Raw genomic sequence first — 23448 nt, 5'->3', positions numbered from 1 at the left:
TATTTAATGAGGGCTGCTTAGTTATGAATGAATCAATGCAGTACGAATTCTAAACTTACATCTGGCTGTTGCGTTACAAAAATACTTACATTCCAGCTTGAAATGACCAAGCAAAAGAAACCCCTGTATAGATTTGTTCTTGATGATCCAGATAAGTCATAAGCGTCGTGCCCTCCCAGATGGGTTGGTTTATTCCTTGATCAGTTAACTCAGTTTTATTATTTTCTCCATATACTTTCCATAAGCCATTGTGATGCTTGAAGCTCAGTTTCGTTTGATCATGGCCCAATCTGGCAAGAACATGTACCGATATTTTTAATTTATATTCTTCTCTAAGAGCAGAGGCAAGACGATTTGCAAAAGAAGTTATCGTTACGTTATCAAAAAAGGTTACTATCAAATAAATATCGGTAATAGATGCGGGTAATTTATTGATGATTAATTCATGTGCTAATAAATCTGGAAATAAATGATGAACATTAGGAATGTCGGCCATTAAATCAACAATGAATAACTTATTATCCTTAATCTGCTCATTCAATACATAGCCTTGTTTATAAACAACAATGTTTGATTCAGGCTGTTCTTTCGAGAGAGACTTCACAAAGTCTTTATTTATTTCATTATCTATTATCAGCATCATCATAGGATCACCATCTACTTAAGTTTAGGACTTTCAGCTTGAAACTCATCATTTTGATCACAAATACCTTTCAATTCCAGTAATGCTGCTTTGGTTCTCTTAGTTGCACATACTTCATTGGTTAAAAGAGCCACAACGCTGTTTTTAAGGGTGGAATCTGGTTTAAGAACTTCATCACGAAGCGAATATAAATCACTTAATTTCTTATCTTTAGTCTCGATACCAAGAATGAAATCCGGTACCCAACTGTCCTTTACTGAATGCTTTTCAATTTCCAACTCGGCAATTCTATTGTTAACAATAATAAGAGCTTGTTTTCTTGCTGCTGAAAGAGATTCTTCTAATTTAAATGAATTAGGAGTGATGCAATAGTTTTGATTGCTATCCAGAGCAACTCTTATATCAGGATATCTGCTGGAATCCTGGTAGTATTTATCATTAATATGCGTTTCAATATTCGTTCTATTTATCATGAGTTTGTACAATTCAGAACGAAGGCTACCTATACGCTTTTCTAATTCCATACTGTTTGCCCCAGCAGTTTGAGTTTGTAATTGTTTTAGTTCCGTCCTTATATCATTTATTCTTCTTTCAATAGGATCTGTTGCTTTTTTCATTTCTGCATCATAGGCATTCTTTTGTCTTGCAGGTAAATATCTAACAGTGATCGATTTATCAAAATTTGGAAGTAATTTCATTCCGCTGGCTTTTTCTTTTATAGCCAGATCATTGACTGCTTTAATCGTGATGTTTAGATAATTTTTCTCATAAAGATATTTGGCTACCTTAGTTGCGTAGTTTTGATTATTCTGTAGAAAACCAATCTCACAACCTATTAAATCAATGGTAACCTCTTTATCTTTGGACAAACCATGTTTTATGAGATTTTCTGCAAAGGCCTCGGGGGAGAGCAATTGTTCTCCAAACTGTTTCTGAGAGGCATGTCCAAAGCAAGTGATTCTGGTTTCCTCTTTAAGCAGGTCCTTTGAAGGTTGTTCCGTAAATTTCCCAATTTTTTCGTTATATTTTTTGGCAAGATTACTACCATGATAATTTACGGCATCGTCATTGGGATCCATTAATATAATCATTTTTAAACTGAACGTGTATTGGCATATTTAAAGTATAGACGTAAAGTCTATGATCGAAATGGCAGGTGGTTGGACACATGAATCTATGAATTATGTGTATCAGAAGAATAGGGGGATAGTTGGATAAGTATTCTAATGGACAAGAACAACCCAATCCGAAGGATTATATTTTCTTTACCATTAAATCGGTTGTTTGTCCTATAAAGGCACCCTCTGTGGGGCATAATTATCTACCTCTATAAATCCTGCCTTGCTATAAACATGTTTCGCTCGAGGATTATTCTTATCGGGATCAATAAAAAAAGTATCCGCCAGAGGATCAACAGATTTGTTATAAAAACTGACAAATTCAATTAACGTTGGTGCAGCGAGGCCTTGGCCTAAATATTTTATATTTCCTATACCAAAATCAAGACCAATGGTATGACCTGAGGGTGACAAATTACTTCTATGAACATCGGATAACTTTTGATCTGCTTGTAAATATCCGAGAGAACAAAGCAAAACGGTATATTATCAACTAAGCCAATCCAATACTCTGTTGTACCATAGAAATACTGTTGTTTTCTGCCACGAATAAAATTTAATAAGCAGCCCTCATTAAATATCCAGTGCAAATCATAGAAATAATGTACCTTTGGCACACGTTTTAATAAATTGAAGTGTAAATAATGATAAGGATATCCTTAACTGAATCTGAGTGCTCCGAATTGCAGCGCCTTCGCCTTATGAAAAATACGAATATTGGTGGACGAGCTCACTATGTTCTTCTGTGTGCGGGTGGTAAATCGGCTCCAGAGATAGCACGCTACCTGGACAGAAACATCATTACGATCACCAGCAGGAATGTATTCGATTGTTGTCCCAATTGAATTCTTATTGCCCCAAGCCATTTGCCATGGACGTTCATCAAATGCAATTTTTAATTTTTCATAGTTCTTTATTTGCGGATCTATGGGCTCATAATCGGTTGTCGAATTACAATAAAGGACATCTTTATACAGGTAGTATCGCACGCACTGATTATCATTTTCCGGAGTGACCTTAACCAAATTGTTTATAGAAAAAGGAGCGCCTATGGCTATAGAGCTTATTATAGCGAGAGTCCAAAGAAATAGAATCTGTCTGACCATTTGATACAGGACGATTTTTATTCAGGTACGTGTATAAAGAATAGCTTATAAATATGAAATAGTTAAAATGAATAAGTTTCTAAATATTCATAAAATGGCATTTAGCTGTTAGATATAATGAACTAGCGAATTTTGCTCTTGAGAAACTTGAGGTCAGGGTATTTTAAAATTTGGCTCATTGGTTGACTAGATTTGGAGTTTTACAGAATGAAAACCTGTATTCAGAGAAGTAGACCTCCCCTGATTGTAGGAGAGGTCGAAAAAACTTAACTGATATCACTCATAGTAGATACGGCATGATATCCTGCATCAACATGTACTACTTCGCCGGTAATTCCTGACGCTAATTTAGAGCATAAAAATGCTGCAGTATTGCCAACTTCCTCAATTGTAACGTTTCTGTGGAGCGGGGTAATATTAGCATAGGCATTTTGAATTTTCCGGAAATCTTTAATTCCAGCCGCAGCAAGTGTTTTGATTGGTCCTGCAGATATAGCATTAATTCGAATGCCTTTAGAACCTAGGCTTGAAGCTAAATAACGTACAGAAGCTTCAAGGCTTGCCTTGGCAACACCCATAACATTATAGTTAGGTACTGCTTTTTCGGCGCCATAGTAACTTAGGGTTAACAGAGAACCTTCAGTACCTTCCATCATAGGTAAAGCAGCTTGCGCCAGACCTATTAGACTGTATGCACTGATATCATGAGCAATTCTAAAGCCTTCACGAGTGCAAGATTCTACAAAATCTCCACTAATTTGATCAGCTGGAGCATAAGCTACTGAATGAATTAAGATATCCAAGTGATCCCAATGCTTGCGGAGATTTGAAAAAAGGGCTTTGATTTCCTCATCATGAGCCACATCACAAGGAAAGGTCAGTGATGAATTGAATTCAGCTGCCATTGTTTCCACACGGTCTTGTAAACGTTCATTTTGATAAGTAAACGCTAATTCGGCTCCTTGCTCATGAAATGCTTTGGCAATACCATAAGCAATAGATCTATTGCTAGCCAGCCCGATAATGAGTGCTTTTTTACCCGCTAAAAATCCCACCATTCTCTCCTCAATTAATTAACATGAGTCCGGTACAAAAGGCATTTTAATGTCTTTTATATCGCTAAACGAATGTTATCCCATAAAATGTTAGCATTTATACGGGATCCAGTTTAAATAATTAAATTCGATATGAAAAATAAACTTATATTTTCATATTGAACGCTCATTGATTAGTATGCAATGCTAACAATTCACGCATCTTAGCCTGAATCATTTCAATAGCAATCCTGTTTTCTCCTCCGCGAGGAACAATAATGTCTGCATAGCGACTGGATGGTTCAATAAACTGCAAGTACATGGGGCGTACTGTTGTTTCATATTGATGAACTACTGATTCAAAGGTTCTATGTCGTTCAACCACATCTCTTTTTAAACGTCGGGTTAAACACACATCGAGCGGAGTGGACATAAAAATTCGGATATCCATTATTTCGCGTAACTCTTTATCGCTAAAGAGTAAAATACCTTCAAGGATAATAATGGCATGTTGTCCCACTGTTCTGGTTTCAGGCAAACGCATGTGCTTGGAGTGAGAATAAATTGGAATTTCAACTGGTCTACCATCTCTTAATTGTCGTAAATGTTCGCAAAGCAAAGTATGATCAAAAGAGTCAGGGTGATCGTAGTTTATTTTTTCTCTTTCAGGGAAAGGCAAATGGCCATTATCTTTATAGTAGGCATCTTCAGAAATAACTACTACTTGTTCCGAGCCAAGTTCATTAACGATCGTATTCGCTAAAAGACTTTTACCTGATGCAGAAGGGCCTGAAATCCCAATAATTATCGCTTGTTTGTTCATGATGATATCGTTAGAAATTTCGTGCAAATACTAAAGGTTTTTTGCGTTAAATTCAATCTTTAAATTAGGATTTACTTATAATAGCCCTGGTTTATAGAGCGATAAAATCCATAAATTCTATAATATAAGTTTAGCTGATTTCTATAGTTAAAATTTAGCCCTGGGTGTAGTGATGTAGATCCAGGGCTATATTTTTAATTAAAAGCAGATACTACTTCCTGTAAGGGGTGTCCGGTAGCTGCAGATGGATTTCTTATCATCAGTACCGCAGATAAAGTAGGGGCAATGTCCGTGGTGTAAGTCGAACGAAATATACGTTGCGCTTTAAAATCCGGATGGACAAATAGTAAAGGGACATAACTGTCATATTGCCAAGGACTGCCATGAGCAACGCGATCTTTACCTTTAGTACCATATGATTGATTTGGGGGTTGAATGAGGTAAAGATCTCCAGACCGATCTGGAAAATACATTTTATTAACTTTAGCGGTAAGCCAATCTTGTTCAATATCTCTAATTGGCAATGCATATGCTTTGAATATTCCTGGTTGCAGGGTTAACGCACGCGCAAGATAACGTTGTACCTCATTCAGTTCTATTTTATGTTTATCTATTATCTTATGATTTAGATAGATATACGGCGGGGTAATCGACATTAGTGTTTGTTCTGGAAGCGCGTACCGCTCTTTTAATGTGGCACGAATGTATTGTTCCATTTGCGGGATATTAATGGGATTAATTTCATCCATATGATGCGCTTTGAGATAGGTTGGTCCATCATTTACACCATGATCTGCAGTAAGTACTATAAGCGTGTTGTTGAGTCCTACTTGTTTGTCAATAACTGCAAAAAGATGTGCCAGAGTTTTGTCTAATTCTAACAAATTATCTTCTGATTCAAGGCTATTGGGGCCAAATTGATGGCCAATCGCATCAACGCCAGAGAAGCTAATACCCAAATAATCAGTTTTTCCAGAAGATTGTCCTAATCGCTCTTCAGTTAAAAGTCGTTCTGCAAAATCTGCGGTTAATTGATCTGCTTTAGGTGTTCGAGACAATGATTTAAAGTATTCGGGGCTAGGAGCTTGAGTTATATGATGTGGAAAGGTTTGACCAAAAAGCTCATCCTCATGATGGAAAACAGGGGAATTAGCATTTATATATTCAGATTTAGAACGGCTAAGATACCAATCGTAGTCTTGTGGATGATAATTTTTATTCCAATTATTAACCCATTGAGGGTATTGGCTATAGTAGTAAGTACTGGTAATAAAACCACCATTGGTTGTGTCAAACCAATACGCTTTACCCGTATGGCCCGCAAGAGTTATTGCCGAACGATCTTTTAAAGAAACACCAAAAACACGTCCTTTTTGGGAGAGTACGACTTCATCGCTTAACGTTGAGACATATAAATTCCTAGGCGAGCGTCCTGGAATAACAATACGTGTATGAGGTGTTTGCAATATATTAGTTTTTAAATCTTCCATGCAATAGACCATTTGCCGTGATTTTCGGTCATACCATTCGTTATTAACAACGCCGTGTAGGGCTGGAAAACTGCCCGTTGCAACAGTAGCATGTCCTGCACACGTAGTTGTATTGGCATGTGGGTGATGCGTATTATGATAATCAATGGCATGATTTAATAAATAATTAAATCCTCCATTCCCAAATTGTTGCTGATGTTGAAAGATTAAATCACCACGCAATTGATCGATTACCAGTTGCACAATCAATTTGGGTTGATGAATTTGCGCATATGTGTTGAGACAATTTAGAAAAAGAAAAATGGAACAGAGGTATTTTTTCATAGCTTATCCTGATGCGGAATAAAAGAGGTAAATTAATCAACAGGGCATAAAAATGCAATCAAAAAGGTAAATTTAAAGATTTTATCCATTTTAAAATGTCTTCAACATTGGGCGGAGGTGCGGAGAGAAGAATTTATTTCATGAGTACATAATCGAACTTATATACTCTATGTTATTGACTTTTATAGATTAAAAATTAATTAAGGAGTAAAAGGAAATTACATGACTGGCTTTATGAATTAGTTTAAACTTCGCGTTGGAGTAAATTTTACTAATCCCGATTCATGGAGTTTAAGGAGAACAGAAATGGGTTTTCAGTATGTCGAATATGCTAAATTGGCAAAATACATTAGGGAGAGTATTGCAACTGAATTAAAAAGTCATAGCTTGGATGAAAAAGACATACCTAAGTCATTAAGGCTTCTTTCCATTAGCCATCCTGAACGAGCTATTCAGTGTAAATACTTACGTGCGATTCTCAGCTGTCTTGAACAATCCGACATTAAAGATGATAAAACACGTGTACTTAATGCAGCAGCATTCTATATTCGTGCTCAAATTCATAAAAGTTATCAAGGAACTGTAACTCCATATTTTTTGGCTCCCGAAAACAGTACTCTATATAATGCATTAACAACATCCCTCAATCTTACTCTGGACAATTTCCCAGACTCTAAAGATTTGATTGATATGTATGATGCTTTGAGTAATTTTATGCATGCACAAGTGTATATAGACTCAGATCCAAGAAAAGGTTATCTCCCCCCCAGTAAACAGCCTTTTTCAAGTAAAAAAATTAAGGATTATAAAGTAGAAAAAGTGCTGCAAGATTTGGTAAAAAAAGTAGCGGACTACAGGGCTAAAGAGATTGATCAGACAAAGGAACAACAGTTGGTAAAAGACTCTGATATAAAAAATCGTGCAAGAATGTTTTCAGATAAGACCCCACCTGAGTTGGGTGCTCCTAATAGTAAAGACTCTATGGAGCCTATCAGCAAAACTCTTTTTGCCAATGGCAGCCTTTAATCGGTATTGGTTTACTAAGAGTAACCAGGTGCAGTGAAGTGGGGCCTTATTTTTCGGAACTCCTTCGCTGCATCAAACTAGGATAAGTTCTCGAATTATAATTGTGGCTCTGATATTTTCTTTTGGTGTTCTATGGGGTAACCCGACATAGCCCAATCAATAATACCACCATCTACTGAATACACTTCTTGATATCCTAAATCTATTAAGGATTGTGCGGCAAATAAAGATCGAACACCCCCTTTGCAGTGTAAATAAATGGGTTGATTTTTATTAGGAAATTGATCTGCAATAGAAGATGTAATGAGATCTTTAGGGATGTGGATTGCCCTAGCAATATGGAATTCTTGCCATTCTTCCAATTCTCTAACATCAATTAAACAAAGATTGGGATCGTTCTCCATCATTTTTTTTAGTTGATGTACATCAATTGTTTTAATATTAGGGTTGGTCATAACGAATCTCTCTTATTGTGGGTCTCGTGATTGTGGAGTGGTGGAGTAGCCAATAAATTGTTGCCGTGAAAACACCTCCTATCAATGTCGCGAATGCCCAGGTAGCAGCAGAAACTAAGACTGGTTTTTGCCCCGTTCGATTCATATTTCCTGCATCGTGGGCTACCGCACCAGCAAAAATCAAATGTAAAATACCATTGATAATCATCATGATATATAAAAAAGTTTGTATTTGTGTGGAAAATTGTTGTATTAGCTCATTGATCATGAATAGGGTTCCTTTAGTTGTTAATCAATGTTAGTTGGACTTTTTAAACCAAACAAAACTCATTTTTTAGTAGTATCATGAAATTAATAGATTTTGTCAGGCATAAAAATCGAACTTGCAATATAATAACAGAAAATTAATAAGATCTTTTATTTCTGTGTTAACCCCGGTAACATCATCGAAAAAAATAGAAAGAGAGAAAGAATGAATACACATGAAATCCCTGTTCCTCATTTGACTACAGCACACTCTGGGCCATTGTTTCATGTGGAAAAAATTGTTTTAAATCAAATAGCAGCAATTGAGACGTGGTTTAGGCACCAATGGAAAGAAACTCCTCCTCCTTTAACTTCATCGGTTGACTTGAGGCATGCAGGATTCAAATTGGCGCCTGTAGATACTAATCTATTCCCAGCTGGGTTTAACAATTTGAATCCGGAATTCCTTCCCCTGTGTATTCAGGCAGCACAGTCTGTTTTAGTTGACTATGTTCCAGATTGCACACGTATCTTATTGATTCCAGAAAGTCATACACGCAATAAGTTTTATTTAAAAAGTCTTAATGTATTACGAACTATTTTTATAAAAGCGGGCTTTGTCGTTCGCATTGGTAGTTTGGACCCTGAGATTAAAGAACCTACGGAAGTTGTCCTTGAGGGGGGCGATACGCTCCTGTTAGAACCTATACAGCGTGAGGGTGACCGCGTTGGTCTGGCTAATTTTAATCCATGTTTTCTTATGCTGAATAATGACTTGTCTCAGGGTATTCCTGAAATTTTACAAGGAATAAAACAAAAGATAAGACCTACAGCACAATTAGGTTGGTCTTCGCGCTTGAAATCAAGTCATTTTAATTTTTATGAAGAAGTTGCGATGGAGTTTTCCGAATTAGTAGGGATGGATTCATGGTTAATCAATCCTTATTTTAGTGCTTTAGAAGGTCTGGATTTTATGGCCCAGGAAGGTATCGACAGATTAGCCATCGAAGTTGAGAAAATTCTCACTTTAATGAACGATAAATACGCAACCTACGGAATAAAAGAGAAACCATTTGTTGTAATTAAGGCCGATAATGGCACTTATGGCATGAGCGTAATGATGGTGCATGATGCAGAAGACGTACATAAATTAAATAGAAAACAACGTACAAGAATGTCGACCAGCAAAGGTGGTCGAAAAGTGGATAGGGTAATTATCCAAGAGGGTGTATATACTTTTGAAACCATGCCAAACGGTTCTGTCGCCGAGCCAGTAGTGTATATGATTGGTCAATTTGTGGTTGGTGGATTTTACCGGGTTCATCAAGAACGTGGTATTGATGAAAATCTGAATGCTCCAGGAATGCATTTTGAACCTTTAGCTTTTGCTCAGGCGTGTAACATGCCTTGTGATGATTTAACCGAGGTAGATGAATCCAATCGTTTTTATGTATATGGGGTTATTGCCCGCTTAGCAGCTCTTGCTGCAGCAAGAGAAATTGCAGCTATTGGAGGTGAATAATGAAACTGGCTGTGTTGCTGGACCCTTTAAATCAATTAAAACCATATAAAGACACGTCTCTGGCTATGATCAAGAAAGCTCAAGAAATGGGTTGGTCTTGTGTTGTTTTTACCCAAGAAGATTTGTTTTGTAAGGAAGGACGGGCCTTCGCACAGGTTTCTGATTTAAGTATCGGTGATTTGAACAGCAAAGATTGGGCTACGATTAAAGATTCATATGAAAAACCTTTAGGTGAGTTTGATATCATCCTGATGCGCAAAGATCCTCCTTTTAATACAGAATACATTTACACTACATATTGTCTGGAACTTGCAGAACGTGAAGGAGTTCTTGTAGCCAACAAACCCCAAAGCTTGCGTGATGCGAATGAGAAGTTTTTTACTTTAAATTTTCCTCAGTGTTGCCCAACTACACTGGTTTCGCGAAATATTAAACGGTTGAAATCATTTTGGGAGGAACACAAACAGGTTATTTTTAAACCGCTGGAAGGAATGGGTGGTAACTCTGTATTCCATGTGGAGGAGCAAGGAAAAAATTTAGCGGTTATTTTAGAGGTCCTAACAAAAAATCAAACGCAAACGATTATCGCCCAACGTTATATTGATGAAATAAAAACCACTGGTGATAAACGCATTTTATTAATTAATGGCGAACCTGTTCCTTATGCATTGGCACGTATTCCTGCACAAGGAGACTTACGAGGTAATTTAGCTGCAGGTGCACGCGGTGAAGTAGTGCCTATTACAGCTAGAGACCGCTGGATTTGCGAACAAGTAGCCCCCACTCTCAAGGCTAAAGGTTTGTATTTTGTTGGGATTGATGTGATTGGTGATTATTTAACAGAAATTAATGTTACAAGTCCAACCTGTTTACGAGAAATAGAAGCAGAAACAAAACTTGATATCGCAGGTGATTTTTTACGTTGCCTTGAGAAGATATGTCGTGCTTAATAAAAAAACCCTTTTAAAGTAGCCTGGGCGAAGGCCAGGCTACAAAGTATTCAAGTACCAATATTATTCATCTACATAATCATTACCAACTTCTACAGCCGCTTCCTGATCGGCTTTTTTATCATCAACATAAAGAGATCCAGTATCTTGATCAGCACCTGTGATGAGATGATTGCGATATTGTAAATACGCATCTCTCATAAAGGCATATTTATCCAAAGCCTCGTCCATTATTTGCTCAGTATCTAACAGTTGTGAGCGTAAATCCACTGTACGTAGAGCTAATAAACTGTAGACTACTGCATCATTATTAATGTAAACATAGGGGCTATATAGCGCAAATTGGAATAACCATCCTGCTCCGTCTCGAAGAGTACTTGGACCTAATAAGGGAAGCATTAGGTATGGCGAATTTTTATCGCCCCATTTAGCTAAAGTAAGACCTAAATCATTTGAATGAGGAGGTAAGCCAAAGGTTTTGGCTACATCAAACAAGCCACCCACACCTAAGGAAGAGTTTATAATGAATCGCCATGAGTCACGAATTGCCCATTTTCCATCAGCCTGAAGAAGATCATTTCCTACGGATGGAATAAGATCCAGGTTGTTGTAAAAGTTATTTATACTCTTACGAACAGGAGCAGGTAAAACAGCCCGATATGCTTTTGCTGTAGGCTTCAAAATTGCATTGTCTAAGGCTGTATTAAACTTATATACTTTGCGGTTAAAGGGTTCAAAAGGATCGGCGGGGTTAGTTCCCTTACAAGCACATCCAGTTAAAGCAAGACCACCGGTAAAACTAATGATGATTGAAAGTAATCGCATGATTTTTTTTATTATTTGACTTAATAAACGATGTTACACGAGTTTGATGTTCTTGCAAACAATCATAGTGATACGTACAGTCGTTGATGTTTTGATTAAAATGTATTTTTGATCCAGAGGTAAGCCCAGAGCAACAGGATATATACAAGACCGAAAGGTCTAATGCTATTTATTAGAATTTTAGCAAAAAAGTCACTGGCCCATCATTGCATAAATGAACTTGCATGTCGGCACCAAAACATCCACTTTGTATATGAGGATATAACTGAGCCGCCCGTGTCAAGAGATTGTCAAATAATTGGCGACCCAGTTCAGGTGGTGCTGCATTTGAAAAACTGGGACGCAAGCCTTTTTGGGTTTCGGCCATTAAAGTAAATTGAGGTACTAATAATAAACCACCTTGAACATCTTTAAGGCTTAAATTCATTTTACCTTGGCTGTCGCTAAAAATACGATAATTGATGCACTTCTCTAACATTTTATTGATGTTATGGTCTGTATCATCGGGTTCAAATCCACAGAGTACCAAAAGCCCCTGATCTATTTTTCCAACTGTTTCGCCATCAATATCTACACGGGCATGTGCTACTCTTTGGATTACAATCAACATGCATCAAGTCCTTGTTTGGAAATTTCTTTACTTGCATAAATTAGAGCGTCAATGATACCTGATTCTCTATCTGAATGACCTGCATCTCGAACTATTCTTAAATTGGATGCCGATATTGCTTGATGCAATTCAAATGCACCAGCCAGGGGCGAAATTAAGTCAAAGCGACCATGTACGATGTATGTTGGGATATGTCGTATTTTATGAACATTGTTCATTACCTGATTTTCTTCAATGAAAAAGTGATTATTGATGTAATGAGATTCTAGAGTTGCAAGAGCCAGAGCAAAATGAGGATCGCTGAATTGATCAATGACATATAAATGAGGATGTAAACTGCTGCAACGAGCTTCCCACAATGCCCATGATTTTGCCGCACTCATGCGCGCGAGTTCATTGGGTCCTTGCAAGCAATTGGCATAATATTGGGGTATTTTATCCAGCATGGTTTCAGGGACACTGCTAATAAATTCTTGCCAGTAATCAGGATAAACCAGATTGGCACCATGCTTATAGAACCAGTCAAAATCTTGCTGTCTTCCCAAAAAAATTTGATGCAGTTGTAGTGCTTTAATCTGTTGCGGAAATTTTTGAGCGTAAAGTAAAGCAAGTAACGAACCCCATCCACCTCCAGACAATACAAATTCGGATAGTGCTAAAAAATCTCTGATGGCATCGATGTCATCTAATAACAAACTGGTCGTATTTTCACGAACTTCCAGGTGAGGGGTAGAGCGCCCACAGCCGCGTTGATCAAAAAGTATGATTCGATAATGTTGAGGATCAAAAAAACGTCTGAGGTAACCATCTCCGGAAGAAGCACCAGGGCCTGGATGTAACACAATAACAGGCAATCCATCAGGATTTCCTGTTTCTTCAATATAAAGTGTATGCAGTGCACTGACTTTTAATTCATGTTGCGCATAAGGTTTAATTGATGGATAGAGTGAGTGCATTTTAGTCCTTTAGGAATTTTTGTTTTGCCATATTGTAATATTTTGCGCTGGGAATCGTTTGAAAGCAATATGTATACGCGTTAGCGTAAAAAAACAAGATTATAATTATAATTAGTATAGCTTCTATTTTCTTTCCCTTGCCGGATAGTAGGATCTATTAATAGAATACACCATCGATTTTTTCCTGGAATTTATTTATGACTCTTGCTGCAATTCTTAAAGGACTGAATGAGCGACAACGCGAAGCAGTTACTTCACCGCTTGGTAATACGCTGGTCCTTGCTGGGGCAGGCAGTGGTAAAACGAAAGTTTTGGTTAGTCGCATTGCATGGCTTATTGAGGAGGAGCATCTTTCACCGCATGGAATTTTGGCCGTAACGTTTACTAATAAAGCCGCTGGCGAAATGAGAGCGCGCCTAAATAATATGTTGAGTACCCCTGTATTGGGATTATGGGTAGGTACCTTTCATGGGTTGTGCCATCGCTTGCTCCGTCGACATTATCAAGAAGCACATTTGCCCGAGCTGTTTCATATTTTAGATTCCGAAGATCAAGCGCGCCTGATTAAACGCGTGATTGCCTCATTAAATCTTGATTCAGAACAATGGCCAGTGAAACAGGCTCAGTCGTTCATTAATGGGCGCAAAGATGAAGGACTACGACCCCAGCACGTCCATACTTTGTCTTATGGGCCTGGTAAAACGTTACTCAATATTTATAATGCATATGAACAAGCCTGCCAGACCGCGGGAGTAATCGATTTTGCGGAATTGTTATTGCGGACCCATGAGTTATTACGTGATAATCCGGAAATTCTTAATCATTACCGTCAACGTTTTCAAGCCATATTGGTGGATGAGTTCCAGGATACTAATACGATTCAATATGCATGGATACGCCTTCTTGCTGGTGAACATACTGCTGTTTTGGCGGTCGGAGATGATGACCAATCGATTTATGGTTGGCGAGGAGCTAAAGTCGAGAATATTCAGCAATTTTCTCAAGATTTTAAAAACACACAAATTATTCGTTTGGAGCAAAATTATCGTTCAACAGCAACAATACTCGATGCTGCCAATGCTTTAATTACACATAATAATTCACGGATGGGAAAAGACTTATGGACGAATGGCGCAACTGGAGAAAAAATTATAATCTACAGTGCCTTTAATGAGCTGGAAGAAGCACGCTTTGTCTGTGAACGTATTATGATGGAAATTAATCAAGGCGTAAGTGCTGATGAAATTGCTATTTTATATCGTTCGAATGCTCAATCCAGGGTTTTAGAGGAAGCATTATTACGTGCTGGAATTGCTTATCGTATTTATGGTGGATTACGTTTCTTTGATCGAGCAGAAGTGAAAGATGCTTTAGCTTATTTGCGTTTATTGGTGAACCCGGATGATGATAATGCGTTTGAGCGTATCGTTAATTTTCCAACTCGGGGAATTGGTGAAAAAACGCTAGATGATTTGCGTCATTACGCCAAATCGGAACAATGTTCTTTATGGCATGCTGCTAAAACATTATTGCAATCAGGTGAAATGGCTCAACGGGCAGGATCTTCATTGGCAAAATTCATTCAATTAATTGAACAATTGCAACAAGATACCGCAGCAATGGAATTGGACGAACAGTTATCTATAGTAATTCAGCAGAGTGGATTGTATGCTCATTTTAGTAAAATCAAAGGGGACAAATCGGAGTCTCGTCTAGATAACTTACAAGAATTAATCAATGCGGCAAAGCAATTTCGTTATGAGCAAGAAGAGGAGGAAGAAATTCCTCTGGTGAATGCATTCCTGGCACATGCTTCTTTGGAGGCCGGAGAGATGCAAGCTGAAGAACACGAGCGTTACGTCCATTTGATGACCTTACATGCTGCTAAAGGCCTTGAATTTCCCATCGTATTTTTAGTAGGAATGGAAGAGGGGGTGTTCCCAGGGAAACAGTCTTTGGATGAGCCAGGACGTTTGGAGGAAGAGCGTCGGCTATGTTATGTGGGGATGACGCGTGCCATGCGCAAACTGATTATGTCATATGCTGAAATACGAAGACAATATGGGCGAGAAGAGTATCATCGGCCTTCACGATTTTTAAGGGAATTACCCCAAGAATTAATTGATGAGATTCGTATTAAAGCGAAATTTCAAGCCCCCGTTATTACGCGAAATAAACCTTCTGTGGTGCCAGAAACCTCAGGGTTGTCTTTGGGACAAAGTGTGACTCATGCAAAATTTGGTCAAGGTATCGTATTAGCAGTTGAGGGTAGTGGGGCACATACTCGTGTCCAGGTGAAGTTTAGTGAGCACGGTGTTAAATGGCTTGTTTTAGCTTATGCTAATTTAGCTGTAGCGATGTGATTAATTCTAAAATTCCTGGGTTCCGCAGAGTGTACCCAGGCTACAATAAATCTTATGATTTGGGTCACAAAAATTAATGCTAACTAAGGGTACTTGATTGCGCTCAAATGAACTGATTTTATGGCACCGAAATGCAGTGTGTGCGAAGCATGTAAGTATCGGAGTGCATAAAATCAGTTCATTTGAGCTCGAGATAGTAGAATTGTAAACGGGCCCTATTGAATTTTCCTCAAGCGGATGCTAGGGTGCCGGTTGGAAAGTTGTTGGTATTATGTAAACTATTAAATAAGGGGAACTGTGTGAAATTTACAAATTTATTAACAGTAGGAGCGCTGACAGCATCTTTAGTATCACCTGCAGTTATGGCAGCAGATACCAATAATACAACTCCTATGTCTGATACACAAAAAAAGGAAATTGAAAAAGTAGTGCATGACTATTTAGTAACTAATCCAGAAGTACTTTTGGAAGCTTCTCAAGCGTTACAACAAAAACAACAGCAAAATATGCAACAACAAGCTCAATCTGCAATTAAAGAAAATACTGAGCAATTGTTTCAAGGTAAGACTACAGTTGTAGGTAATCCAAAAGGTAATGTAACCATAGTAGAATTTTTTGACTACCAATGTATTCATTGCAAAAAAATGTCACCAATCATTGATAGTTTGGTTAAAAAAGACAGTGACTTGCGAGTTATTTATAAAGAATTCCCAATTTTTGGTAAGAGCTCTGAATTAGCTTCTAGAGCTGCTTTAGCTGCTGGTATGCAAGGTAAATATCAAGCAATGCATAATGCATTGATTTCTATTGATAAGCGTTTAAACGATCAAATCGTTATGGCTACTGCTAAGTCTTTAGGTTTGGATATGAAGAAATTAAAGACTGATATGCAAAGTAAAGAAGTTACTGCAGCTTTGGATGCAAACCGTGAATTAGCAGAAAAGCTACACTTGATGGGAACTCCTGCATTTATCATTGCTTCAACTCCAAATGGTCAATTTAAACCAGGTTCTGAACCCTCATTTATACCTGGTGCTGCCAGTGAAGAGTCGCTGCAAGAGTTAATTAAGAAAGCAGCAGGTAATTCGTAAATAATTGCAGTTAAATACAAAAATAGCCTGGGTGAAGCAAAGCGGAGCCCGGGTTTTGCAGGGTACAAATTTCCAGGGTTCCGCTTCGCTTCACCCAGGCTACATTGAGATTTTCATGACAAAACCATCTACATTTCAGGATATTATTCTTACTTTGCAGCAATATTGGGCTGCTCAGGGATGTGTTATATTGCAACCTTTTGATATGGAAGTTGGCGCAGGAACTTTTCATCCAGCAACTTTTTTACGAGCAATAGGCCCTGAGCCTTGGTCAGCTGCTTATGTACAGCCCTCTCGAAGACCTACTGATGGTCGTTATGGAGATAACCCGAATCGAGTGCAACATTATTACCAATTTCAAGTGGTACTCAAGCCTTCTCCTTTAGATATACAAGATAAATATCTGGATTCATTGCGTGCCCTGGGAGTTGATCCTTTGGCAGATGACATTCGGTTTGTTGAAGACAACTGGGAATCACCTACTTTAGGTGCCTGGGGTCTGGGTTGGGAAGTTTGGCAAAATGGTATGGAAGTATCCCAATTTACCTATTTTCAACAAGCAGGTGGTTTGGCGTGTAAACCTGTAACTGGCGAGTTGACTTATGGTTTGGAGCGTTTGGCTATGTATATATTAGGGGTGGACAACTTATTTGATCTACCTTGGAGTAATACACCGAATGGCACTATAACTTATGGTAATGTGTTCCATCAAAATGAAGTGGAGATGTCTGCTTATAATTTTGAACATGCTAATGTAGAAGAGTTATTTAAACAGTTTGATTATTATGAAAGTGAAGCGCAAAAGTTAATTGAGTTACAATTACCGCTTCCTGCTTATGAAATGGTAATTAAAGCATCGCATTCATTTAACTTACTCGATGCACGTAAAGCAATATCTGTTACTGAAAGGCAGCGTTATATCTTACGCGTAAGACATTTATCAAGGGCAGTAGCGCAAGCTTATTATCAGGCACGCGAAGCTTTGGGCTTTCCTATGCTTAACCAAAAGGTGTGTGATGGTCAATGATTTTATTTTTGAATTAGGTTGTGAAGAGTTACCTTCTGGTTCGGTTTGGCCTCTGGCTGATGAATTTGCTAATCAGTTATTGGCTTCATTGGATAAGGCACAATTGAGTTATGGAGAAGTAAAGCGTTTTGCAACACCAAGACGTATCGCGATTGCTATCTTTGATTTGCAAGAAGAACAAAAAAGCCAAAACGTGACACGTCGAGGTCCTGCTGTAGCGGCTGCTTATGACAAGGAAGGAAAACCTACACAGGCCTTATTAGGTTTTGCCAAATCATGTGGAGTAGAAGTAGAGCAACTGTCTCAAGTTCAAACAGAAAAAGGGGATTGGATTGTTTTTGAAACACAAAGTCAGGGTAATAAAAGCAAAGATTTGCTACCTGTCTTGATTAATCAGTCTCTGGCTGCTTTGCCAATTGCTAAACCCATGCGTTGGGGAGCAGGGGATGAAGAATTTGCACGACCTGTTCACTGGGCAGTGATGCTTTATGGGGATAAAGTTATAGAGCATACTATTTTAGGAATTAAAAGTGGCCGCGACAGTAGGGGACATCGTTTTCATCATCCACAACACATTGCAATTAACTCTGCACAAAGTTATGAATCGCAAATGAATGAAGCATTTGTTGTTGCTGATTTTTCTGCTAGAAAGCACATGATTAAAAAGCAAGTAGAGGAGTTAGCCGCATCCATTAAGGCTACAGCGATTATGCCTGAAGATTTGCTTGATGAAGTAACCTCAATTGTTGAGTGGCCTCAGGCTCTGATGGCGAATTTTGAAAAAGATTTTCTAGAGGTTCCTGCTGAATCATTAATTGCTTCAATGCAATCACATCAAAAATGTTTTGCTCTAAAGGATAAGCAAGGGAAGTTACTGCCTCATTTTATTACGGTTTCAAACATTGCTAGCACCAATCCTCAACAAGTTATTTTAGGAAATGAAAAAGTAATGCGAGCGCGTTTAAGTGATGCTGCATTCTTTTTTAGACAAGATAAAAAATTGCCTTTAAGTCAGCGTATACCGGGCACAGAACAGGTTGTTTTCCAAGCAAAATTAGGTAGTTTAAAGGATAAAGCATTACGAATTGAAGCCATGATGGCGTATTTAAGTTCTGCGTTACATTTAAGTTTACATCAGGCACAACGTGCAGCACAGTTGAGCAAATGCGATTTGCTAACCGGAATGGTGGGGGAGTTTCCTGAGCTGCAGGGATTAATGGGATATTATTACGCACTAAACGATGGCGAAGATCAAAGTGTTGCTCAAGCTTTAAATGAACAATATATGCCTCGTTTCGCTGCAGACAGTTTACCTGAATCTGATTTGGGTTTGACTCTTTCACTAGCAGATAGAATCGATACTTTAGTTGGTATTTTTGCCATAGGCCAAAAACCTTCAGGAGTAAAAGATCCATTTAAATTGCGCCGTCATGCCCTAGCTGTTGTCCGATTACTCATTGCAACATCAGCACAACTCAACTTAAGTACCCTGATTGAGCAAGCAATAATTCATTATGAAGCTCAAATAACTGTTGAACCTAATTTATCGGATGAGTTGAAATCTTTTATTTTGGATCGGTTACAATCCTTTTATCAAGGCCAAGGATTAAGTGTTGATTTAGTGAACGCCGTGCGAGCTCGTCAGGATGATTGGTTGTATGATCTAGATAAGCGTTTAAGTGCTTTGCAATTATTTGTAAAATTACCGGAAGCTGCTTCTCTTTCTGCTGCCTGCAAGCGCGTGAACAATTTACTTTCACAGGCAGGAAGACAAACTTTATCGCCAGTGAATGAGCAACTTTTCACTGAGGAGCCGGAGAAGTTTTTATATATACACATTAATCAGATTGAACGAGCAGTAGAGACTTTATACCGTTCTGCCGACTATGGCCCATTATTGAAGTTACTTGCCAGTCTTAAAGAACCGGTTGATCTGTTTTTTGATAAAGTCATGGTAATGGTTGAGGATCAGGCAATAAAAGCCAACCGTTTAGCGCTTTTAGCACGTTTGCAGGATTTATTGCAGGGTGTTGCTGATATTTCATTGTTGCAGATTGGGTAAAACATTATCTTGGATGTGAGCTCTGGACCACTGCCATTATAAGAAAAAATTGTCATTCCTACCTTCGCGGGAATGACAAAAATTCTTAACTTAATGGCAGAGAGGCAATCCCCAGATGCAATTGAAATAATTCTTACGGTTATTAAATATGATCAATATTTCTGTAGTAGGTTATGAACATGAAAACCTGCACGACAAGGCAAAGGCACTCGCAGAGGAATTAAGTTTTGGATTAGACAAAAACGCTAGTCTTTGTCTTTTTGTTACTGAAGATAAACTGACATTAAAGATCCCTGGATTTTCCCCAATTTTTGCTGAATTCAGCGCCGCATTTTGGAGTAAAAGAAAGTCTGAGGGAAAGAAACAAGGATTAGTCCGTGCCTGTAAACCATCTTCTGGACTTAAAATTATTGATGCAACGGCAGGTTGGGGGCGTGACTCTGCCATTTTAGCCAGCTTTGGCGCGGAAGTATTGATGCTCGAACGTCATCCTGTAATGGCTTCCTTATTATCAGATGCTTTATTACGCCGAACTGAGTCGGACCGACAAGAACTGAATTTGATGTTTCATGCTGGCGATGGTTACTCCTATTTAAGTTCATTAACGACCGACGATTATCCTGACATTATTTATATTGACCCAATGCATCCTGAACGGAGTAAATCCGCATTGGTAAAAAAAGAAATGCAAGCGTTACAACAAATAATCGGCGCAGATGAGGATGCACTGGAATTAATTCAATTGGCGATAACTCGTACGAAACAAAAGGTCGTTGTAAAATGGCCACAAAAAGCAAAACCATTATTACCAGCAAATGCCGCAGTAGAGGGAAAAACAGTTCGGTTTGATATCTATTTTTCTAATTTAAGATAAATTAGTAATGGTAGCCTGGGTGAATTGAAACAAAACACGAAGAATTAGATAAGCATCCCGGGTTTAGCCTTCATTTCACGTTAGGCTACACTACGAATCTAACCGAACTCTGCAAGTTCATCGCGGAGGCGCTTTTCTTCAAACAAATCCTCTATTCGTCTTCTTCGTTCCAATTTGGTCGAAGGACTTGTTTCTGGAGTTATGATCGTTTCGATACTAACTTCTTCTATGTCGTTTACTTCTTCCTCAAATTCACTAGTATTCATAGCCATCTCCTTAGCTTAACCCATAGTGAACTTAATAAAATAACAGAAAAGGTATTGAAGGAACAGTGGAATTTTTTGAGCATCATCTTGCGAACACGGCAAAGACGTGTACCTGGTCTGATCAGTACAGAAAATCTGAAAGACCAGGTCAGTTCTTAATTAAGGGTTATTAAGAATTGTTTTAATTTCTACTTCTTGTTGTTGTTCTAACTCTTTATCAATTGCGTTTTTGCCTTTATCTGTCCTTATTTTATTTCTGCCCTCATCTAATTCAGAGCGAAATTTTTTGGAAGTTTCTTCGGGCACAGTTTCCTTAGGGGCATTTTGGAGTAACTTTGCAAGTTTATCACGTCGTTCTTTCGCATGCTCATGAAGTACTTTCAATTCACTGGGGGTAAAGAGTGTTGTGGGATCAATCTCTTTCCCTTCTCTATCTTTAAGTACAATACCTTTTACAGCTTTGTCGCCTTTTGACTCTTCTCCAGGTAGTGGCCCTGGCGCAAAACCACTTTCAAGCGCGGCTTCATAGGCTTGTCTGGCTCTTTGTTTTTGAGTTTTCGGATCATCAAAGTTAATGGTTAAGGTGATTGCGTCAAATCCTGAGGCTCGTACAGCCTGAGCCATAGTTAACATATCTACCTTAGGATTCTCTTGGCGGCTTAAATAGTAAAAAGGAGAAAGTATACGGGCTGGCATCTCCACACTCCAAATACCAGGCTCATTTTCTTTTCCCTTAGTGTGTTTTATCTTCGCTCCTGATAAGGAAATGATAAACTCTAAGTCTTCTGGATTTATGGTAGATATTGTTTTTTCTTTAACATCGATTGTACCAGTTGTTAACTCCTCTGGCCGAGTTAAATTACGTCGTTCACGATTTTTTTCCCTTGCTTGCTCCATTTCCAGCAGCATTTTGTCTTTATCTTTTTGGCTAAGTTGATTGGCCCAACTTTCTAGTTGGCCAGAAAAGAGGATCTGCTTTTTTTCAAGAGCGGATGCTTTGTCGAGTGTTGTAAGGTTTTCTTGAGTCACCTTATTAAAGGCGCCGAGTTGTTCTGAATGTTTTTTTTCTAATTCGGCTATTAACTCCTTTTTTACTTTTTCTGCTTCATCAGGGTCTTTACCTAAAGCGTTTTTGAAATCAGTCATGAATGCAGAGTTCTCAAAAGTTTCTTTAAGTCGCTTCACTTCCATTTTCTGTTGGGCTATTATTGCATTTTTTGCATCCTGGTTAATTTTTTCAAGTTCTCCTCGAAGCAATTCGATTGAATATCCAGGAACTTGACTGACTCGCTTTTTAAAGGCTTCAATTGATTCTTGATACTTCTCTTGAGCAGGTGCATAAAATTTTTCGGGAGTAAATACCTCATTGAGCTTATTTCTAACTGTATCTTTCGCAGTAGAGTCGCTGCCCTTAAGTGCTTTCTCAAGAGTGTCGCCTTCTTCTGGGCCTATTTGTATTTTAAAGCCTTTATGATCTTTGATTCGCTTATTGGTATACTCTTCAAAGGCCTGTAAACCAAAAGTAAGATCTTGAGTTAATGTAATATCATCACGATACTGTTGATAAATTTCTTCTAGTTTTCCAGGTGCGAATTGACGTTTCCTATATTGAGAGTTAAGCAAATTAAAAAACGCTTGTCTGTGTGAAGGCATAGATTGTACCTCAAGAGCTTTAGTTCTTATAAAGTATAACACTTTTTCATTAAGATAGAATTAAGATCTGAGTAGCGTTTTGATTGGAAAATCAAGAAAAAATCTAAAAGTCCTAATTTGGTGTCGCGCAGTGAAATCCGGGGTTCTGTCCAGTTATTTTATTCAGACCACGGGTTTCATTGCGCGCACCCAGGTTACTCTACCAAGCTGGAATAGCTGAGTCTCCAAATAAAGTTTTAGCTTTTTCTTTGACTTCCTCGGAGTTTAACGCTTTAACAAAGAGTTCCAATTGTTCTTTTTTGGGAGAGCCACTGCGAATAACAATAATATTGGCATAGGGTGAATCTTTGTCCTCACTAAATAGAGCATCGTGAGAAGGATTCAATCCTGCAGGTAAGGCAAAAGTAGTATTGATAACTGCTGCATCCACATCGGGTAAGACTCTGGGTAATTGTGCTGCATCCATTTCTTTGAACTGCAGATTGTGTGGATTTGTTGCAATATCTTTTAAGCCAGCATTTTGAGTCGTTTTCAATGTAATTAATTTTGCTTTTTCCAATAGTTGCAGGGCACGCATTTCATTGCTGGGATCATTGGGTAGGGCAATCATCGCTTTTTCTGGTAACTGGTTTAATGCATTGTACTTTTTCGAATATATTCCCATGGGATAAACAAACGTTCTGCCTATCGCTTCCAGGGTATAGCCATGAGCTTTAACCGCTGCATTAAGATAGGGCAAATGTTGGTAGACATTCGCATCCAGGCTTCCATCCTGTAATGCTTCATTAGGTAAATTGTAATCATTGAATGTTACAATTTTTATGTTTAAGCCATACTTATTTTTTGCTACTTCTTGTGCTGTTTCAACCAGTTCTGTTTCGGGTCCCGCAATGGTTCCTATTACCAGAGTATTCGGTGAAGGCTTGTTGCATGCAACAAGGCTGAATAATAAAACGCAATAAGCTAAAATCCGCATTTAAAACT

23 protein-coding genes are annotated in these 23448 nt (G+C 38.3%); 8 read left to right on the top strand and 15 right to left on the bottom strand.

From position 1 onward, the window contains the following. Positions 1–85: 85 nt before the first annotated feature. From DGG96_RS06705 to DGG96_RS06675, 7 genes are all read right to left on the bottom strand, one after another. On the bottom strand, positions 86–646 hold the full coding sequence (locus DGG96_RS06705) for a hypothetical protein (RefSeq protein WP_110141443.1): 561 nt from the start codon (positions 644–646) through the stop codon (positions 86–88). Positions 647–657: 11 nt separating this feature from the next. Then, the gene (locus DGG96_RS06700; protein ID WP_110141444.1) at positions 658–1722 is read right to left on the bottom strand and encodes a hypothetical protein; all 1065 of its coding nucleotides are present in this window, start codon (positions 1720–1722) and stop codon (positions 658–660) included. Between the two features lie 210 nt (positions 1723–1932). Further along, a complete protein-coding gene (locus DGG96_RS06695; RefSeq protein ID WP_199739183.1) occupies positions 1933–2238 on the bottom strand; it encodes a GNAT family N-acetyltransferase in 306 nt (101 codons plus the stop codon). 182 nt (positions 2239–2420) lie between these two features. Then, complete coding sequence (locus DGG96_RS06690; RefSeq protein WP_205872612.1) at positions 2421–2867, bottom strand: hypothetical protein; 447 nt, start codon at positions 2865–2867, stop codon at positions 2421–2423. Between the two features lie 266 nt (positions 2868–3133). Continuing rightward, on the bottom strand, positions 3134–3925 hold the full coding sequence (locus tag DGG96_RS06685; protein WP_110141445.1) for an enoyl-ACP reductase FabI: 792 nt from the start codon (positions 3923–3925) through the stop codon (positions 3134–3136). 163 nt (positions 3926–4088) lie between these two features. Then, entirely contained in the window at positions 4089–4724 is a 636-nt protein-coding gene (gene udk, locus DGG96_RS06680) for a uridine kinase (protein WP_110141446.1), read from the bottom strand. Positions 4725–4918: 194 nt separating this feature from the next. Continuing rightward, the gene (locus tag DGG96_RS06675; RefSeq protein WP_110141447.1) at positions 4919–6538 is read right to left on the bottom strand and encodes an alkaline phosphatase family protein; all 1620 of its coding nucleotides are present in this window, start codon (positions 6536–6538) and stop codon (positions 4919–4921) included. A 306-nt stretch (positions 6539–6844) separates the two neighbouring features. Here DGG96_RS06675 and DGG96_RS06670 point away from each other — a divergent pair, with 306 nt between their 5' ends. Further along, positions 6845–7564 carry a hypothetical protein gene (locus DGG96_RS06670; protein WP_110141448.1) on the top strand — a complete coding sequence of 240 codons (720 nt, stop codon included), beginning with the start codon at positions 6845–6847 and terminating at the stop codon, positions 7562–7564. A gap of 95 nt (positions 7565–7659) precedes the next feature. Here the strand turns inward: DGG96_RS06670 and DGG96_RS06665 are convergent, their stop codons facing one another. Both DGG96_RS06665 and DGG96_RS06660 read right to left on the bottom strand, forming a co-directional pair. Then, on the bottom strand, positions 7660–8019 hold the full coding sequence (locus DGG96_RS06665) for a rhodanese-like domain-containing protein (RefSeq protein WP_110141449.1): 360 nt from the start codon (positions 8017–8019) through the stop codon (positions 7660–7662). Then, complete coding sequence (locus tag DGG96_RS06660) at positions 8006–8287, bottom strand: hypothetical protein (RefSeq protein ID WP_058467828.1); 282 nt, start codon at positions 8285–8287, stop codon at positions 8006–8008. Before DGG96_RS06660 ends, DGG96_RS06665 begins: the two co-directional genes overlap by 14 nt. A gap of 204 nt (positions 8288–8491) precedes the next feature. On the opposite strand from DGG96_RS06660, the gene gshA reads away from it, so the two are divergent. Beyond that, positions 8492–9787, top strand: a complete 1296-nt coding sequence (gene gshA, locus DGG96_RS06655) for a glutamate--cysteine ligase (protein ID WP_110141450.1) — start codon at positions 8492–8494, stop codon at positions 9785–9787. After that, a complete protein-coding gene (gene gshB, locus DGG96_RS06650) occupies positions 9787–10737 on the top strand; it encodes a glutathione synthase (RefSeq protein ID WP_110141451.1) in 951 nt (316 codons plus the stop codon). The genes gshA and gshB overlap by 1 nt, the downstream gene beginning before the upstream one ends. A gap of 63 nt (positions 10738–10800) precedes the next feature. Here the strand turns inward: gshB and DGG96_RS06645 are convergent, their stop codons facing one another. The 3 genes from DGG96_RS06645 to pip all read right to left on the bottom strand — a co-directional run bounded on the left by DGG96_RS06645 (position 10801) and on the right by pip (position 13128). Then, positions 10801–11562 (bottom strand): MlaA family lipoprotein, encoded by a 762-nt coding sequence (locus DGG96_RS06645; RefSeq protein ID WP_110141452.1) that lies wholly within the window; start codon positions 11560–11562, stop codon positions 10801–10803. A gap of 172 nt (positions 11563–11734) precedes the next feature. Then, positions 11735–12172 carry a D-aminoacyl-tRNA deacylase gene (dtd, locus tag DGG96_RS06640; RefSeq protein WP_110141453.1) on the bottom strand — a complete coding sequence of 146 codons (438 nt, stop codon included), beginning with the start codon at positions 12170–12172 and terminating at the stop codon, positions 11735–11737. Further along, positions 12166–13128: a prolyl aminopeptidase gene (gene pip, locus DGG96_RS06635; RefSeq protein ID WP_110141454.1), complete on the bottom strand. Its 963-nt coding sequence runs from the start codon at positions 13126–13128 to the stop codon at positions 12166–12168. Before pip ends, dtd begins: the two co-directional genes overlap by 7 nt. 197 nt (positions 13129–13325) lie before the next feature. Here pip and uvrD point away from each other — a divergent pair, with 197 nt between their 5' ends. From uvrD to DGG96_RS06610, 5 genes are all read left to right on the top strand, one after another. Then, on the top strand, positions 13326–15491 hold the full coding sequence (gene uvrD, locus DGG96_RS06630; protein WP_110141455.1) for a DNA helicase II: 2166 nt from the start codon (positions 13326–13328) through the stop codon (positions 15489–15491). 299 nt (positions 15492–15790) lie between these two features. After that, the gene (locus DGG96_RS06625) at positions 15791–16582 is read left to right on the top strand and encodes a DsbA family protein (protein WP_110141456.1); all 792 of its coding nucleotides are present in this window, start codon (positions 15791–15793) and stop codon (positions 16580–16582) included. Positions 16583–16697: 115 nt separating this feature from the next. Then, a complete protein-coding gene (gene glyQ / locus DGG96_RS06620; RefSeq protein WP_110141457.1) occupies positions 16698–17609 on the top strand; it encodes a glycine--tRNA ligase subunit alpha in 912 nt (303 codons plus the stop codon). Continuing rightward, on the top strand, positions 17599–19671 hold the full coding sequence (gene glyS / locus DGG96_RS06615; RefSeq protein WP_110141458.1) for a glycine--tRNA ligase subunit beta: 2073 nt from the start codon (positions 17599–17601) through the stop codon (positions 19669–19671). Before glyQ ends, glyS begins: the two co-directional genes overlap by 11 nt. A gap of 148 nt (positions 19672–19819) precedes the next feature. Next, positions 19820–20545 carry a class I SAM-dependent methyltransferase gene (locus DGG96_RS06610; RefSeq protein WP_110141459.1) on the top strand — a complete coding sequence of 242 codons (726 nt, stop codon included), beginning with the start codon at positions 19820–19822 and terminating at the stop codon, positions 20543–20545. A 98-nt stretch (positions 20546–20643) separates the two neighbouring features. On the opposite strand, the gene DGG96_RS20770 is transcribed toward DGG96_RS06610, so the two are convergent. The 3 genes from DGG96_RS20770 to DGG96_RS06600 all read right to left on the bottom strand — a co-directional run bounded on the left by DGG96_RS20770 (position 20644) and on the right by DGG96_RS06600 (position 23440). Beyond that, positions 20644–20811 (bottom strand): PA3496 family putative envelope integrity protein, encoded by a 168-nt coding sequence (locus tag DGG96_RS20770; RefSeq protein ID WP_165831567.1) that lies wholly within the window; start codon positions 20809–20811, stop codon positions 20644–20646. 159 nt (positions 20812–20970) lie between these two features. Next, entirely contained in the window at positions 20971–22464 is a 1494-nt protein-coding gene (locus tag DGG96_RS06605; protein WP_110141460.1) for a hypothetical protein, read from the bottom strand. A 199-nt stretch (positions 22465–22663) separates the two neighbouring features. Then, complete coding sequence (locus DGG96_RS06600) at positions 22664–23440, bottom strand: MetQ/NlpA family ABC transporter substrate-binding protein (protein WP_110141461.1); 777 nt, start codon at positions 23438–23440, stop codon at positions 22664–22666. Positions 23441–23448 lie beyond the last annotated feature (8 nt).

The organism is Legionella qingyii, from assembly GCF_003184185.1.
This window is presented reverse-complemented; position numbering and strand designations above follow the sequence as displayed.